Source organism: Xanthomonas sp. NCPPB 2922, from assembly GCF_041520885.1.
In the GTDB taxonomy this organism is placed as follows: domain Bacteria; phylum Pseudomonadota; class Gammaproteobacteria; order Xanthomonadales; family Xanthomonadaceae; genus Xanthomonas; species Xanthomonas campestris.
This window is the reverse complement of record NZ_JBGOFY010000001.1, coordinates 559,606-574,226: the sequence shown is the minus strand read 5'-3', so window position 1 is coordinate 574,226 and position 14,621 is coordinate 559,606. Positions and strand designations below refer to the sequence as shown.

Genomic DNA, 14,621 nt, shown 5'->3' with positions numbered 1-14,621 from the left:
AACACCGACTGCCTGTTGGACTCTTGTCGTCCATGATCATCCGCCACCAAGCAGCGCCTGGCTGCGGCTTTTTTTTTGATGTTTCGAACAACCAACGGTGCTGGGCACCATCAAGGAAAAATGCTCTTGGGCGTTACCGCAACTCGTCACGTGGGCGACTATCTGCTAACGGCGCACTTCTCACCGGCTGACGGTAAATTCCTACCCGAACTCCTTATTTCCAAGCCCGGTGGCATCACACTTCATCGTCAATCCATATCCGGTGTTGCCTTCACTGACCGAAAACGCCGCGTACGACTACGCCAAACACTGGTTGGCTACATGCTACGTGTCGAGCAGAGGCTCGGTGAGCGAAGCCTAGCAACACACGCGCTCACCATCGCGCCCTCGTCCGTGGGTTACTCAGCGCATGGAGCATGTGGCATTGGCGTATTCGCTACCTGAAACCTTTGCGAAAGGCAGACAGACCTTGCGGCAGGCGTTGCTCCAACACACATTGCGACACTTTGTCGCAGCCCTTCGACAATCTTGGCCCACAGACCATTCGTCGGCCGCTTCCATTAGAATCGGAATGTGCACCGTTCACGACGCCACCACTGGTTGCTTGCCTGCGCATGGCTCGCCATTCTCTTGATGCTCATTGCGCCGTTGGTAAGTCGCGCCCTGAAGCAGTCCGAAGCATCGGCCTCCTCAGCGCTCAACGTAGTGCATCAGCATGGCTCGCATTTTAAGCAGACGCCTCGCCACCAGCATCACCACGATGCTGTAGACGTGCTGGAGACGGCTTCAATTTCATCCCACGTCTATCCCCATCACGACGCAGACGATGAGACGGCAAATGCACGCCCAATGCCCGGCCCACATGCCGAGCATGACATGGGCGTCGACTGCGATTACTGCGTGATTGCTGCCCGTTTGATCAGTCTGTTGATTGCAGTGCTACTGCTCCTCACTGGCTGCCCTGGCAGCTTCGGGCGATTAGCAAGGCTCGCTAATACGCGCCTATCGCTGCTCTCAAGCACCTTGGGTGCCCGCGGCCCCCCTTCCGTCGTTCTCGCCTGACACAACGTTCCGGTGCGGCATCTTTTCCGTCTTTGCTTTGGGCTGGCGGCTATTGGCTTGTATGGCTGCCAAGTTGAGGTGTAGCGGATCTGCTAGGACGAGACTGAGCCGTCGAGTGCCCGGTTTGAACGATTTGCTCCTGCGCGAGCAAGGGCGGAGCGTCGTCGCACGTTGTGAGGTTGACGCGTACAAGTGCCTGTGCACTGCAGTCCTTACGATTTAGAGCGGCTGACAAAACATAGCGAACAGCCGTCAGGTGGGCGCGGAAGGCGCGTAGGAACCGCAGTGTACGAGTGGTACATGAGGATTCCGAGCACCGGCCGCGCTCGCCTGGCGGCTGCGCAGGAGTTTTGTTAGATGCTCTTAATTGAGGACCAGAGTTCCTGACTCCAACGGACCGACACAGTCCGCCGTGCGCTTGTGCTTTCATGCCAAACGCCTGCTAGCACCCTGTTCGTCCTTCTTGAAATCGGAGCAAAACACCATGAATTGCCAATCCATTAAAGCGTTAGGCCTCAGCGCCCTGCTGGCACTTTCAAATATTGCAGTCGCAGCCGACGCACCTAAAGTCGCCTTCTCGCTACCGGCGCTTCCCTACGCGACCAATGCATTGGAACCGGCCATCGACACGCAAACGATGGAGGTCCATCACGCACGCCATCACAAGGCCTACGTCGATAACCTCAACAACAAGGTCGAAGACTACCCAGCGTTGTCGACCACGTCTGTCGAAGACATCCAGGCCCATATCTCTCTGTACGACGCGGCGGTCCGCAACAATGTCGGCGGCCATTACAACCACAGCCTGTTCTGGACGCTGATGGCACCCGCAGGCCAGGGAGGAACGATATCGCCGGCCCTCAAGGCAAAACTGGCACAGTCGTTCGGCTCCGAAGAGGCCTTCAGAACCAAGTTCTCCGAGGCGGCCACAAAAATTTTCGGCTCGGGATGGGCCTGGTTGATCGTCAAACCAGACGGCTCACTGGCGATCACCACCACGTCCAATCAGGACAACCCATTGATGGATGTCGTGTCCGACCGCGGCACGCCACTGCTGGCCCTGGATATGTGGGAACACGCGTATTACCTGCATTACCAAAACAAGCGGGCCGACTACATCAAGGCGTGGTGGTCGGTGGTCAACTGGACCGAGGTCAACGCCCGCTTTGGCGCTGCAGCCAAGCGCTGACCGGCCAATCCTCGCCCACGCCCATGGCTCTTCGAAGATTCCTTGCCCACGCTATCCGCAGCTGGGCCGCCATGGCGGCCTTGCTGCTGGTGGTTGCGCCGGTTGTCAGCCGGTGGGTTGAATCGCTGCCGCAGCAGATGGTCATGGAGGCCATGTGCGAGACGGGCCACCAGCTGGCAACCAAACCGGCCACGCTGGCCCTGGGTAGTCGCGAAGGGCAAATCCAATTAGGCAAGCACGCCCTGCCCCACGACGCTGCTTGCGAGCACTGCCTGCTGGCAGCGCTTCTTCTCACCCCGCATGACTGGACCTGGAGGCGTGCCGCTCCCACTCATGCCTCAGCCGGCAGTGACGTTTGTGCGTCGAATGTCCCGCGGTTCGCCAGCAGCACCGCGCACCGTCCACGTGGCCCTCCGATGGCGGCGTAGTCGTTCTCAAACAACGCCCGCTTGCGCCCACGGCGCTATTCCACCTGGAACCACCCATGCATTCCTTTCCCTCGGTCCTCCGTCCGGGACGCCTAGCCTTGGCTCTCGTTCCATTCCTGCTGCATTCCACTGGAGTCTTGGCACAACAAGGCCCAGCGCCCCGAACGCTCGACACGGTCCGGGTCGTCGACGATCGCGCAGTCACATTGACTGACATCAGTTCGACCGGTTCGGCACTCGGTCTGAGCGTGCTCGATACTCCCGCAAGCCTGACCGTTATCTTGCGTGAGCAACTGAACGCACGCGGCAATGCCAACCTAAACAATGCCATCACCTGGGCCGGTGCCATCAGCGCGATGCCTCATCCAGGCAATGGCCTGAGTGCCCTATCCAGCCGTGGTTTTACCGACAGTGCGTCGGTCATGCGTCTGTATGACGGCATCCGACAGTACGGCGGCGTGGGAGTCACGTTCCCTTTTGACACGTGGTCGATCGAACGCATCGAAGTGTTGCGTGGCCCGGCCTCCGTCATCTATGGCGACGGCGCGATCGGGGGCGTAGTCAACATCGTGCCCAAGAAGCCTCACTTTGGCCCGGTGGAAAACGAGCTTCGAGCTACCGTGGGCAGCCAGGACACGGCACGACTGGGGGTCGGCAGCGGGGGCGCGTTGAGCTCCAACCTCGCCTACCGGCTGGATGTCAGTGGCAATTACAGTAGCGGCTGGGTGGATCGTGGCTACAACGGTGATGCCACCTTCTCGGGCGCATTGCTCTGGCAAGCGCGGCCGGACCTGCAATTCACACTGACGCATGCAGAAGGCTATCAACGCCCCATGCGTTACTTCGGCACGCCATTGGTGGACGGCCAACAGCTGAATGCGTTGCGCCACGAAAACTACAACGTCTCTGACAGCGTCATCCGGTTCCGAGACCGTTGGAGCCAGCTCGACGCGGTGTGGACGCCCAACGATACGGTTGAATGGCGCACGCGCCTTTACCAGGTCGACAGCCAGCGCGATTGGCGCAATGCCGAGGCCTACGTCTATAACGCGACAACCGGGCTGATCGACCGCTCCGACAACACGCAGATCACGCACAACCAGGACCAGACCGGTCTGACCTCCACGCTGCGGTTGCGGGGTGGTCTTGGCCACATGGACAACACCTTTGCCGTTGGCGTAGATGCCAACCGAGCCCACTTCAAGCACACCAATAACACCTACTCGGGAAGTTCCGGGCCGGTGGACCTGTTCAATCCGGTGCCGGGCCGGTTCATTAGCGACGCGCCGAATATCCCCCGGTATCGCAACAGCGCCGAGCAATACGCGCTCTTCCTTGAAGACCGTTTGGCGCTGACCGACCGCTGGTCCATCTTGGCAGGCCTCCGCCATGACCGTGCCATTGTTCAGCGCACCGACCTGATCAGCGGGCAGCGGACGTTCTCAAAGACTTACTCAAATACCGGCTGGCGTACCGGAACGGTGTTTGCACTCCGGCCAACGTCCACGCTTTACGCCCAGTTCTCTCAAGCGTCTGACCCGATCAGTGGTCTGCTAATGATCAGTCCGAGCAACGGGGCATTTGATCTATCCAGAGGCAAGCAGGTGGAAGTTGGCTTCAAACAGGGCTTTGATGGCGGCGAGTGGACCTTGGCTGCCTATCGCATTCGCAAGACCGGTTTGCTTAGCCGCGACCCCTTGAACCCGGACCGACGTGTCCAGGTGGGCGCACAAACGTCCAAGGGGGTGGAGGCGTCCTTGGCATGGGTCTTCGCGCCGGCATGGTCGCTGGATCTCAACGCCACCGTGCTGAAGGCAGAGTTCGAAGATTTTCTGGAGACCACTGGTTCGCCGGTCATCGCGGTCTCTCGGGATGGCAACGTGCCGCCCAACGTCGCCGAGCACTTGGCCAATGCGTGGGTGAGCTGGCAGGTGGCTACAGACTGGACGGTCGCCACGGGTGTTCGGTATGTCGGAAAGCGCTATGCGGACACTGCCAATACGTTGCAACTTCCGGGCTATGCCACCACGGATGTCACGGTCTCCTGGCAGGCCCGCCCAGCCACCCGACTGACCGCCCGCGTCTTCAATGCCTTCGACAAGACGTTCTACGAAACGGCTTATTACACCGATACCCAGTGGCTGCGGGGTGCCGACAGGCGCGTCGAGTTCACCGTGGACCATCGATTCTGATGGCCAGTCACATCTCGACCTTCCCGCTCATTGTTGGAGTTTCCATGCATCCCTCCAGGGCCACACCGTCCGCTCCCTCCCGCCTGGCGTTCGCGCTTGCGGCTGCTCTCGCTTCGCCAGCACTGCTCGCCGCGCCTTCGCTCGACCAGGACGCAGTGTCAGCACAAGATCCTGCATCACCCCAAACTTCCGAGCCGGCATTCAACAGCTGGACATTGGACACGCTCCAGGTGCGTGCGAAACGCGACAGCTATACCGTTTCCGAATCCAGTGCTGCCACGCGCACCGATACCCCTCTGTTACAAGTACCGCAATCGGTCCAGATACTAAGGTATCCCCACGTTTTACACCGTAAGCATCATCTGCTCGCGCACTGCCGCAGGCAGTGCGCGCAAGCGCCCTATCCCCGTGAGACGGGCTCCATCGGCCACTGCCTGACCAGCGCTTCTCGGCCGATGCGTAGCGTGGAGTAAAGCTTGCGTGTGCTGTTGCGAGGAGACAGCCACCGGGCGATACCGGTCGCTTCGCATCCCAGCCCTGCCAACCAGCTGGCGAATGCAGCCAACGTATTGATCAGCAGCAGGATCTGCAGTCGCTCGCCGCGTCGGGTCAAACTGTCTTCCAGCGCCTGGCCGTAGCGATGTGATTTCAGATCGCGAAATGCCAGCTCGATCTGCATCCGTCGTGCGTACACATTAACCAACTGCTTTGCGCTGGGTGCCTGCAGCTGTGGGGATGCAACGATCAGCCAAGGCTCGCGCTCACGCGCCGCGGCCTTCAGACTCGATGACGCACGTGAGGCTTTGGCGGGTGAGCGGCGATTGCACCGTTTGCGCCCTTGCCGTGCCTTGGCGTAAACCACCAACCTGCAATCGAGTGGATCGCTGTGATTGGCCTGCATCGGCGGTAACTCGCATGCACGATTGGACGCCAACACATGCAGTTTCCGGCTATCGATCCACTGATCTGCTCCATCCCGCACGTCCTGCGGCTTGACTTGCGTGCGCCCGCGCAGTCGCCCAACCCAACACCAGCCCATGGCCGATACAGCGCGGAACCATGGTGTCCGGAAGCCGGCGTCAGTGACCAGGATCGGGCGAACATCGTCCGGAACCAGTGCCCTCAGTTGGTGCAGGAAGCGTCTTTCTGCACCAGGCGATCCCTGCTGCTTTCCTGGCACTACCATGTCCAGCAAGGTAAGCGTGCGGCCGCCTACCGGCACCGCTGCGCGCAGCAGACACCACGATTTGTCTGGCTTCAAATCGCTCCGGTCGATGACGATTACCGGCTGCGCGCCGCGCAGCAGCCAGTGCGCCATCTCGTGGTCAATCACCGATCGCTCAACCTGCAAATTGCGATTACTCAACAGGCGATCAACTGCCTTGAGCGGCGCGTGCACCCGCAGTGCGCTCGGCCACGAACGTGCGATGTCCATCAGTGTCAGCCTGCGTCCGTGCAACAACGCCTCGACCGCATGCAGCAACGCGCGTTCGCGCAACGCATGCATCCCTGACAGTGAGTTGGGCAGGCACTTCTGCAATACTTCGCTGGCGCGCATGGTCGTCAACCTTCTCTGGCTTAGTCACCTTGAAGATTGCGCCATGCGCGCACTTTCTTCCAGGCGATTATGTCGCAAGTGATTGATCTGACAGGAGGAGATGTGGGGAAACCTCAGGGTTGGGGTCCTTTTCGACGATCCTGCCATTGCGCTTCATCGTCAGGACGGAATTCTTCTTGCCATGCAGGGCCAGGAGCTCTGCAGCGACAGCTGCAAAGCTGGGCTGGGACCGATCAACGCGCACCAGCCTGTCGACCCTCCTCTTCTCACCTGGGTCAATGCCGGACCGGAGGACTTTGCGTGCTTCCAGATGCTGCGCTCGCACCTCCGCCAGGCTGACCTCTGGGTAGACCCCCAGTGCCAAGCGCTTCTCCTTACCGCCAAAGCGATACTTCCATCGCCAGAGCTTGGCACCCTTCGGCGAGATCTCGACGTATAAGCCGCCACCATAGAACAGTCTCACTGGCTTGGTGGCCGGCTTTGCACTACGTACTGCGGCGTCACTTGGGGGCATGGGGGCATCCATATCCGTGCTGGGGGCTGGTGCCCCCATCTATGCCCCCGATCAGCCTGGATTTCAATGGATTAGGGTGGACCTTGCAGGACTGGCAGGCAACAAAAAACCCCCGATTTCTCGGGGGTTTTGGACTTTATTGGATGTCCCTGGAGGGTTCATCTGGTGCGCCCGGAGGGATTCGAACCCCCGACCAATGGCTTCGGAAGCCACTACTCTATCCGGCTGAGCTACGAGCGCCTGGCCGCGCATTATGCCAGAACCGGCGCCATGCGCGTGATCCCTGGGCCGTGGCCCGCTTCCCGGCGCGCATCCCTCCGCGCGCACCAGCCGAAGGCGCATCCACATCTATCCGCGCGGTCGCAAAGATGGGGCTATCCCTCCAGCACCGCAGCGCCCCGCACCTGAAAACCCACTTCAAAAGCGCGCCCAACCGCAGCCAACAGCGACGTCCCTACCGTCAAGCGCATGACCGCGGCCGAGCGGCGCTGCTACCCTTTGCAGCATGAGCAAGCAAGGTTTCGAGAACGTGCCCATGGCCCCTGCGCTGACGTGGCCAGAGCGCCTGGGACAGTATTGGAAGTTGGTCCGTGGTGACCGCCCGATCGGCAGCCTGCTGCTGCTCTGGCCCACCTGGTGGGCGCTATGGCTGGCGGCCGGGGGCCTGCCGCCGTTGTGGACCTTGTTCGTGTTCACCGCTGGCGTCTGGCTGACCCGTTCGGCCGGCTGCGTGATCAACGACTACGCCGACCGCTGGCTGGATCCGCACGTAGAGCGCACAAAGTCGCGTCCGCTCGCCACCGGCGCGGTCTCCGGCCGCGAGGCGCTGTGGGTGTTCGTGGTGTTGATGCTGGTCGCCTTCGCGCTGGTGCTCAGCCTCAACTGGCTGACCGTGGCGCTGAGCGTGCCCGGCCTGTTTCTGGCCGCCAGCTATCCCTATCTGAAGCGCCACACCCATCTGCCGCAGGTATACCTGGGCATGGCGTTCGGCTGGGGCATCCCGATGGGCTTCGCCGCCGTGCAGGGCAGCGTGCCGCTGCTGGCCTGGCTGCTATACGCCGCCAACATCCTCTGGGCCACCGCCTACGACACCTGGTATGCCATGGTCGACCGCGAGGACGACCTCCGCATGGGCAGCAAGTCCACCGCCATCCTGTTCGGCCGTTACGACCTGATCGCGCAAGGCGTGCTGTATGCGCTGATGTTCGCGGCCCTGGTGCTGGTGGGCTTGCGCGCCGGCCTCAGCATCGCTTACTGGGCTGGGCTGGGCATCGCAGCGCTGCTGGTGGCCTACGAATTCCATATCGCGCGCCACCGCGAACGCGGCCCCTGCTTCCGCGCCTTCCTGCATAACAACTGGGTAGGCCTGGCGATCTTCGTCGGCATCGCCGCGTCGCTGGCGTTGCGCTAGCGGGTAGATGCGCTAATCGCGCCGCGCGTTAAGCCCGCAGGGGCCGCGAAGACACAGGTTGCCCGGCACTGGTGCGCGCCTTGGAGCGCCCGCGCAGCAACCGCGGGCCGGGGCGCGGAAAGTGGTTTGGTTGCGGCATGGCTCCACCTGTCAGGCGCCGGCTTCGGTGGGCTGCGCCAGCGCGCCCGGGAATCGGCTATTCGGCTCGGTCAGACGTCCTCTGTCTGACTCGCCGCCGCGACACATTCATGTGCCGCTCTAGGCCGATCCCCGGGCGCGCTGTCGCCTCGGCACGTTGTCCTCGTGACACCGATAGCAGCGCAACTGGAGGACCGTCGCCGACAACGTTGCGGGCCAAACCTCACGGCGCGACGCTACAACGCGCAAGCCACCACGCCCTCACGGCACCCGCGCGCAGACCCAGGCGTCCACGCGCTGCACACCGGCGCGCCGCAACGCCTGTGCGGCTGCATGCAAGGTGGCGCCCGTGGTCATGACGTCGTCCACCAGCGCCACATGGATGGGCAGCGGCCCACGCGCCAGAAACGCATCGCGCAGATTGCGCCGGCGCTCATCGGCATCCAGTTCGGACTGTGGCGCGGTGGCGCGTACGCGGCGCAACAGCGGCAGGCAGGGCAGCTGCAGTGCGCGGCCCAGCGGCCGGGCCAACTCCAGCGCCTGGTCGTAACCGCGCTGGCGTAGCCGCTGCCGGTGCAGGCTCACCGGCACCAGTGCCTGTGGCCGCGGCAAGGCGGCACAGCGCGCGGCCATCAACTCGCTCAGCACCCGTCCGGCCGCCAGATCCTGATGGAACTTGAAGCGTCGCAGCAGCCCGTCCACCGGCCAGCGATAGGTGAAGCAGGCATATGCGCGCTGCAGCGGCGGCGGGTGCTGCAGGCACTGGCCGCACAGTGGCAGCCCGGCAGCGGCAAACAACGGCGTGGCGCAGCACGCGCAGGCAGTGCCATGGTCTGGCAGCGCCGCCCGGCAGGACGAGCACAGGTCGCAATCGTCGGTGCCCGACTCCGCGCACACCAGGCACAGCGATGGCAGCAGCAATCGCAGCAGCCGTTGTGGCCACCTGTAAACCGAATGCGGATGCGTGAAGTTGACAGCCTCGTCCATGCTCACCAGACTGCCTGGCTTCCAAGCCGCTGACTGTCAGGAAACCCCGATGTCCGTTGTCGTCCGCCATGACTGGGATCGCAAAGAACTGCATGCGCTGTTCGCGCTGCCGTTTCCCGAGCTGCTGCATCGCGCCGCCAGCGTGCACCGTGCCCACTTCGACCCGGCCGAGGTGCAGGTCTCCACGCTGCTGTCGGTCAAGACCGGCGGCTGCCCGGAAGACTGCGCCTACTGCCCGCAGGCGCAGCGCTACGACACCGGGGTGAGCGCACAGAAACTGATGGACACCGAAGACGTGGTGGCCAAGGCCCGCCAGGCCAAGGCCGCCGGCGCCTCGCGCTTCTGCATGGGCGCGGCGTGGCGCTCGCCCAAGGACCGCGACATCCCCAAGGTGGCCGCCATGATCCGCGAGGTGAAGGCGATGGGCCTGGAAACCTGCGCCACCTTGGGCATGCTCGACGCCGGCCAGGCGCGCGCGCTCAAGGACGCCGGGCTGGACTACTACAACCACAATCTGGACACCGCGCCGGATTACTACGATTCGATCATCCACACCCGCCAGTACCAGGACCGCCTGAACACCCTGGAGCACGTGCGCGATGTGGGCTTGAAGACCTGCTGCGGCGGCATCGTCGGCATGGGTGAAACCCGCGAGCACCGCGTCGGCCTGTTGCATGCGCTGGCCACGTTGCCCGCGCACCCGGACTCGGTGCCGATCAACCAGCTGGTGCAGGTTCCCGGCACTCCGTTGCACGGCACCGAGCCCCTGGATGCATTCGAGTTCGTGCGCATGATCGCGGTGGCGCGCATCGCCATGCCCAAGTCGATGGTGCGCCTGTCCGCCGGCCGCGAGGCGATGAGCGACGAACTGCAGGCGCTGTGCTTCCTGGCCGGTGCCAACTCGATCTTCTACGGCGAAAAGCTGCTCACCACCGCCAACCCTGATACCGAGCGCGACCAGGCGTTGTTCCAGCGGCTGGGCCTGCGCCCGATGCAGATCACCGTCGACGCCGCCGAGCACGACCACCCCGGCACCGTGCATGCGGACATCACCTGCGGCGCCGCCTGCGAGCACGCGGCCTGACCGCATCAGCGCTCAGCCCGCACCGGCCGTCGGTGCCGGCTGGGCGCGCTGGGCCCGGCACGCTACGCTAGCGGCCCTCTTCCGCTGTCGACGAACACCATGGCTCGCCCCGATCTGCACGAACGGATTTCGTCGCTGCGCAAATTGCGCGTGGCCCAGGAGCGGGTGCGAGTGCGGCGGCAGGTGGGCCGCCGCGACGGCGTGCGCCTGGAAATCGATGGGCGCTGGCTGACCGGTTTCTGCTCCAACGATTACCTGGGCCTGTCGCAACAGTTCGAAGTGGTGGCCGCACTGCAGGATGCCGCCGCGCGCGATGGTGCCGGGGCGACTGCCTCGCATCTGATCTGCGGCCATCACACCGCGCACGAAACGCTGGAGCGCGACATCGCCGAATGGCTGGGCTATCCGTCGGCGCTGCTGTTCGGCAGTGGCTTCATCGCCAACCTGGCCGTGCAGCAGGCGCTGCTCAGCGAAGAAGACGATGTCTGCGTGCAGGACCGGCTCAATCACGCCAGCCTGCTGGATGCCACGCGCCTGGCCGGCTGCCGGTTGCGCCGCTACCCGCACCTGGATGTGGAAGGCGCGATGCGCCAGCTCAAGGGCGCGCCGGAGGGCGCGGCAATGCTCGCCAGCGACGGTGTTTTCAGCATGGATGGCGACGTTGCGCCACTGCGTGCGCTGAGCCTGGTCGCGCGCATGCAGGAGGCCTTGTTCTATGTCGACGATGCGCACGGCGTGGGCGTGCTGGGGCCGCAGGGCCGCGGTTGCGTGGCCGATGCCGGGCTCGGCGTGGCCGAAGTGCCGCTGCAACTGGTGACCCTGGGCAAGGCCCTGGGCGGCTATGGCGCGGTGGTGGTGGGCGAAGAAGCGCTGATCCGCCACCTGGCCGAAACCGCGCGCCCGTACATCTACACCACCGCGCTGCCGCCCGCGCAGATGGCCGCCACCCTGGCTGCAGTGCGCCTGGCGCGTCGCGACGATTGGCGCCGCACGCGGCTGACCGAACTGATCGGCACATTCCGCGATGGTGCGCGCCGGCATGGCTTCGAACTGATGGCCTCGGACACCCCGATCCAGCCGCTGCTGTGCGGCGAGGAAGCCACCGTGATGGCGATGTCGGCGGCGCTGGAGCAAGCCGGCTTCTTGGTCGGTGCGATCCGCCCGCCCACCGTGCCCGAAGGCAAGGCGCGGCTGCGGGTGACGTTGTCGGCGTTGCACACGCCGCAACAGGTGCAGGCCCTGGTCGATGCCATTGTGCAGGCGCGCGATGTGGTCAGCCGCCAGCCGCAGCGCGCGCTGGCCTGAGCATGCACGCCCCGACGCCGGCGCAACGCCGCGTGTGGGAGGCAATGGCCGAGCTGTATCTGGACACCGCAGTCGATGCCATGCACGCGCGCATCGTGCACTGCCTGGCGGAGTCGCCGTTTTCGCTGGAACAGCTGCGCACGATGTTGTTGCACGACGTGCACCCGGTGCTGCGCAGCAATGTGTACAGCGTGGCCGGCGTGTGGGACGGCTTCGATCCGGCGTGGTTGAGCGCGGCCATCGCCGCACACCGTGCGCGCGCGTGGCGCTGGCCCGATCGCTGGTGCTGGCGCGGCTACGCACGTGCGCAATGGCGTTGGCTCGGCCCACGCGTGGCTGCGTTGCGCGCCGAGGCCGCAGCTACCTGACCCAGCACGCGTGATCGGCGACACTACGCGCATGCATATCGACGTCATCGGCCACGGGCCGGCACTGGTTCTTCTGCACGGCTGGGCACTGCATGGCGGTGTGTTCGCACCCTTGGTGGAGCGCCTGGCACCGCACTACCAACTGCATCTGGTGGACCTGCCCGGGCATGGCTTCAGCCACGACGACACTACGCCGCTGGCCTTGCCGCACGTGGTGGCCGCAATCGCCGCGGCCACGCCGCCGGCGGCCTGGGTGGGCTGGTCGTTGGGCGGCCTGTTCGCACTGCATGCAGCGGCCACCCAACCGCAGGTCCGCGCGCTGGCGATGATCGCCGCCACACCGCGCTTCGTGCGTGGCAATGACTGGCCCGATGCGGTGGAACGCGAGGTCTTCGTGCAATTCGGCCAGGATCTTGCGCGCGATTACCGCGGCACGCTCGACCGGTTTCTCGCCCTGGACACGCTGGGCTCGGCGCATGCGCGCAGCGAGTTGCGCAGCCTGCGCGAGACGCTCACTGCGCGCGGCGAACCGGCAGCCAGCGCGCTGCAGGATGGCCTGGGCCTGCTCGAACGCACCGACCTGCGCCGCGCGCTGGCAGCGCTTGCGCGGCCCAGCCTGTGGATCGCCGGGCAACGCGACCGCCTGGTGCCGGCCGCCGGCATGCATGCCGCAGCTGCGCGCGCGCCACACGCACAGGCACTGACCATCGACGGCGGCGGACATGCACCGTTCCTGGGCCACGCCGACCAGGTGGCCGAGGCGCTGCAGCGCTTTGTTGCAGCATTGCCCTGAGAGACTCGCACTGTGTGATGCGACGCGGCAGCAAGGTGCATCTGCCCGTGCGCAGATGCATGGCAAAGGCTTCACGTCGGCCGCGGCGTGTAGTGAGGATTCACTGGCCGCAAGCAATCGTGAGCTGCGTTGGATGGGGTGCACTTCCGCTGACGCAGGCCTGAGCCTGCCCAGTACATCGATAACGCAATGCGCGAGCGCTGCAGATACAACCTATCTCGTCAGCCGCTTTCGGTGGCATGCCGCCCAGGATCGCGCATGGCGGACTCGTGCTTTCTCCGCGCCACAGTGCGAATCGCACTGCACGCAGCACACTGTTTTTTTGTTTCCCGTCGCTATCGACGGTCAGCGCAACAGCCTCTCGCGCCGGATCAACTCCAGCTACGTCTGCCGAGCCTGAAGGACACGTGCGTGCGCGCCGACAAGCTGCCGTACACCGGCCTGTACGTACGCAAGCCACTCAGGCGTTTCAATCCGCATCGACGACCTGCTGATCCCGGATGAGAAGACGGGTGCGCGCATCCTGCGCAGGATGTGCGCCCGACCAACTAAAACGCACACCTGAGATGATGAGCTCATGCCGTCCTGGTGCCACCGCGCCCATGAGCCGCGGCAATCCACGCAGCACGCATCGCAGCCGCCTCTCGCAGCCATTGCAGTGATCGCGAATCGCCACGCAATGCGAGATCACTGCCTCGGACTACCGCCAATCAACACACTGTCCGATCCACCAGCACACGCCGTGCAGCCACGATCACCGATCATGCGCATTCGTTGATTTGAAGGAGCACCGCATGGATCTGGGAATCGCCGGGCGCTGGGCCTTGGTATGTGCCGCCAGCAAGGGCCTGGGCCTGGGCTGCGCACAGGCGTTGGCACGCGAAGGCGCCAATGTCGTGATTGTCGCGCGTGGCCGCGAGGCTTTGGAGCAGTCCGCCAGCAACTTGCGCGCCCTGCCCAATGCGGGTGAGGTGCGCAGCGTCGTCGCCGACATCACCACCAGCGAAGGCCGTGCCGCTGCGCTGGCCGCCTGCCCGCAGGTCGACATCCTGATCAACAACGCCGGCGGGCCGCCGCCGGGCGATTTCCGCCAATGGGAACGCGCGGACTGGCTGCGTGCGCTCGACACCAACATGCTGGCCCCGATCGAACTGATCCGCGCCACGGTCGATGCGATGCGCGCGCGGCGCTTCGGCCGCATCGTCAACATCACCTCCAGCGCGGTGAAGGCGCCGATCGACATCCTGGGCCTGTCCAACGGTGCGCGTGCCGGTCTCACCGGCTTTGTGGCCGGGCTGGCGCGCAGCACCGTGGCCGACAACGTCACCCTCAACAACCTGTTGCCGGGCCAGTTCGCCACCGACCGGCTGCGCGGCAACTTCGCCGTGATCGCCGAGCAACAAGGCATCAGCGCCGAGGCGGTGGCCGCGCAAAAACGCGCCGGCATCCCGGCCGGGCGCTTTGGCGAGCCGGACGAATTCGGCGCGGCCTGCGCATTCCTGTGCAGTGCCCAGGCCGGCTACATCACCGGACAGAACCTGTTGATCGACGGCGGCGCCTACCCGGGCACGTTTTGACGCCACTGGCGCTGC

Annotated in this window: 11 protein-coding genes, 1 tRNA gene, 1 other RNA gene and 1 pseudogene; 9 read left to right on the top strand and 5 right to left on the bottom strand. The window is 64.4% G+C overall.

Annotated features, from left to right (window positions below):
- Positions 1-573 precede the first annotated feature (573 nt).
- Positions 574-1,062, top strand: a complete 489-nt coding sequence (locus ACD584_RS02485) for a DUF2946 family protein (protein WP_139328401.1) — start codon at positions 574-576, stop codon at positions 1,060-1,062.
- 226 nt (positions 1,063-1,288) lie between these two features.
- Here ACD584_RS02485 and ACD584_RS02480 read toward each other — a convergent pair.
- Positions 1,289-1,364, bottom strand: a non-coding RNA gene (locus tag ACD584_RS02480) — sX9 sRNA.
- A gap of 182 nt (positions 1,365-1,546) precedes the next feature.
- Between ACD584_RS02480 and ACD584_RS02475 the strand changes: the two genes are divergently transcribed.
- Positions 1,547-2,251, top strand: coding sequence for a superoxide dismutase (locus tag ACD584_RS02475; RefSeq protein ID WP_076037937.1), 705 nt, complete (start codon positions 1,547-1,549; stop codon positions 2,249-2,251).
- A gap of 484 nt (positions 2,252-2,735) precedes the next feature.
- Positions 2,736-4,871 carry a TonB-dependent siderophore receptor gene (locus ACD584_RS02470; protein ID WP_070689479.1) on the top strand — a complete coding sequence of 712 codons (2,136 nt, stop codon included), beginning with the start codon at positions 2,736-2,738 and terminating at the stop codon, positions 4,869-4,871.
- A 344-nt stretch (positions 4,872-5,215) separates the two neighbouring features.
- On the opposite strand, the pseudogene ACD584_RS02465 reads toward ACD584_RS02470, so the two are convergent.
- From ACD584_RS02465 to ACD584_RS02455, 3 genes and pseudogenes are all read right to left on the bottom strand, one after another.
- Positions 5,216-6,429, bottom strand: a pseudogene (locus tag ACD584_RS02465) (IS4 family transposase).
- A 67-nt stretch (positions 6,430-6,496) separates the two neighbouring features.
- On the bottom strand, positions 6,497-6,943 hold the full coding sequence (locus ACD584_RS02460) for an Arm DNA-binding domain-containing protein (protein WP_076037380.1): 447 nt from the start codon (positions 6,941-6,943) through the stop codon (positions 6,497-6,499).
- 163 nt (positions 6,944-7,106) lie between these two features.
- Positions 7,107-7,183 (bottom strand) — tRNA-Arg (locus ACD584_RS02455).
- A 265-nt stretch (positions 7,184-7,448) separates the two neighbouring features.
- Between ACD584_RS02455 and ubiA the strand changes: the two genes are divergently transcribed.
- Positions 7,449-8,354, top strand: a complete 906-nt coding sequence (gene ubiA / locus ACD584_RS02450; protein ID WP_070689477.1) for a 4-hydroxybenzoate octaprenyltransferase — start codon at positions 7,449-7,451, stop codon at positions 8,352-8,354.
- 399 nt (positions 8,355-8,753) lie between these two features.
- On the opposite strand, the gene ACD584_RS02445 is transcribed toward ubiA, so the two are convergent.
- Positions 8,754-9,479, bottom strand: coding sequence for a ComF family protein (locus ACD584_RS02445; protein ID WP_175611719.1), 726 nt, complete (start codon positions 9,477-9,479; stop codon positions 8,754-8,756).
- A 49-nt stretch (positions 9,480-9,528) separates the two neighbouring features.
- On the opposite strand from ACD584_RS02445, the gene bioB reads away from it, so the two are divergent.
- From bioB to ACD584_RS02420, 5 genes are all read left to right on the top strand, one after another.
- Entirely contained in the window at positions 9,529-10,563 is a 1,035-nt protein-coding gene (bioB, locus tag ACD584_RS02440) for a biotin synthase BioB (RefSeq protein WP_076037382.1), read from the top strand.
- A 99-nt stretch (positions 10,564-10,662) separates the two neighbouring features.
- Positions 10,663-11,868, top strand: a complete 1,206-nt coding sequence (bioF, locus tag ACD584_RS02435) for an 8-amino-7-oxononanoate synthase (RefSeq protein WP_070689475.1) — start codon at positions 10,663-10,665, stop codon at positions 11,866-11,868.
- Positions 11,869-11,870: 2 nt separating this feature from the next.
- Positions 11,871-12,236, top strand: a complete 366-nt coding sequence (locus ACD584_RS02430; RefSeq protein ID WP_040940448.1) for a hypothetical protein — start codon at positions 11,871-11,873, stop codon at positions 12,234-12,236.
- Between the two features lie 31 nt (positions 12,237-12,267).
- Positions 12,268-13,029 (top strand): pimeloyl-ACP methyl ester esterase BioH, encoded by a 762-nt coding sequence (gene bioH, locus ACD584_RS02425; protein WP_070694215.1) that lies wholly within the window; start codon positions 12,268-12,270, stop codon positions 13,027-13,029.
- 794 nt (positions 13,030-13,823) lie between these two features.
- On the top strand, positions 13,824-14,606 hold the full coding sequence (locus ACD584_RS02420; RefSeq protein ID WP_076037383.1) for an SDR family oxidoreductase: 783 nt from the start codon (positions 13,824-13,826) through the stop codon (positions 14,604-14,606).
- The last annotated feature ends 15 nt before the right edge of the window (positions 14,607-14,621 follow it).

What these genes read in the sequence shown, in the direction of transcription:
- ACD584_RS02475 (WP_076037937.1), top strand. Translation starts at nt 1,547, where the DNA reads ATGAATTGCCAATCCATTAAAGCGTTAGGCCTCAGCGCCCTGCTGGCA.
- ACD584_RS02470 (WP_070689479.1), top strand. Translation starts at nt 2,736, where the DNA reads ATGCATTCCTTTCCCTCGGTCCTCCGTCCGGGACGCCTAGCCTTGGCT.
- ACD584_RS02460 (WP_076037380.1), bottom strand. Translation starts at nt 6,943, where the DNA reads ATGCCCCCAAGTGACGCCGCAGTACGTAGTGCAAAGCCGGCCACCAAG.
- ubiA (WP_070689477.1), top strand. Translation starts at nt 7,449, where the DNA reads ATGAGCAAGCAAGGTTTCGAGAACGTGCCCATGGCCCCTGCGCTGACG.
- ACD584_RS02445 (WP_175611719.1), bottom strand. Translation starts at nt 9,479, where the DNA reads ATGGACGAGGCTGTCAACTTCACGCATCCGCATTCGGTTTACAGGTGG.
- bioB (WP_076037382.1), top strand. Translation starts at nt 9,529, where the DNA reads ATGTCCGTTGTCGTCCGCCATGACTGGGATCGCAAAGAACTGCATGCG.
- bioF (WP_070689475.1), top strand. Translation starts at nt 10,663, where the DNA reads ATGGCTCGCCCCGATCTGCACGAACGGATTTCGTCGCTGCGCAAATTG.
- ACD584_RS02430 (WP_040940448.1), top strand. Translation starts at nt 11,871, where the DNA reads ATGCACGCCCCGACGCCGGCGCAACGCCGCGTGTGGGAGGCAATGGCC.
- bioH (WP_070694215.1), top strand. Translation starts at nt 12,268, where the DNA reads ATGCATATCGACGTCATCGGCCACGGGCCGGCACTGGTTCTTCTGCAC.
- ACD584_RS02420 (WP_076037383.1), top strand. Translation starts at nt 13,824, where the DNA reads ATGGATCTGGGAATCGCCGGGCGCTGGGCCTTGGTATGTGCCGCCAGC.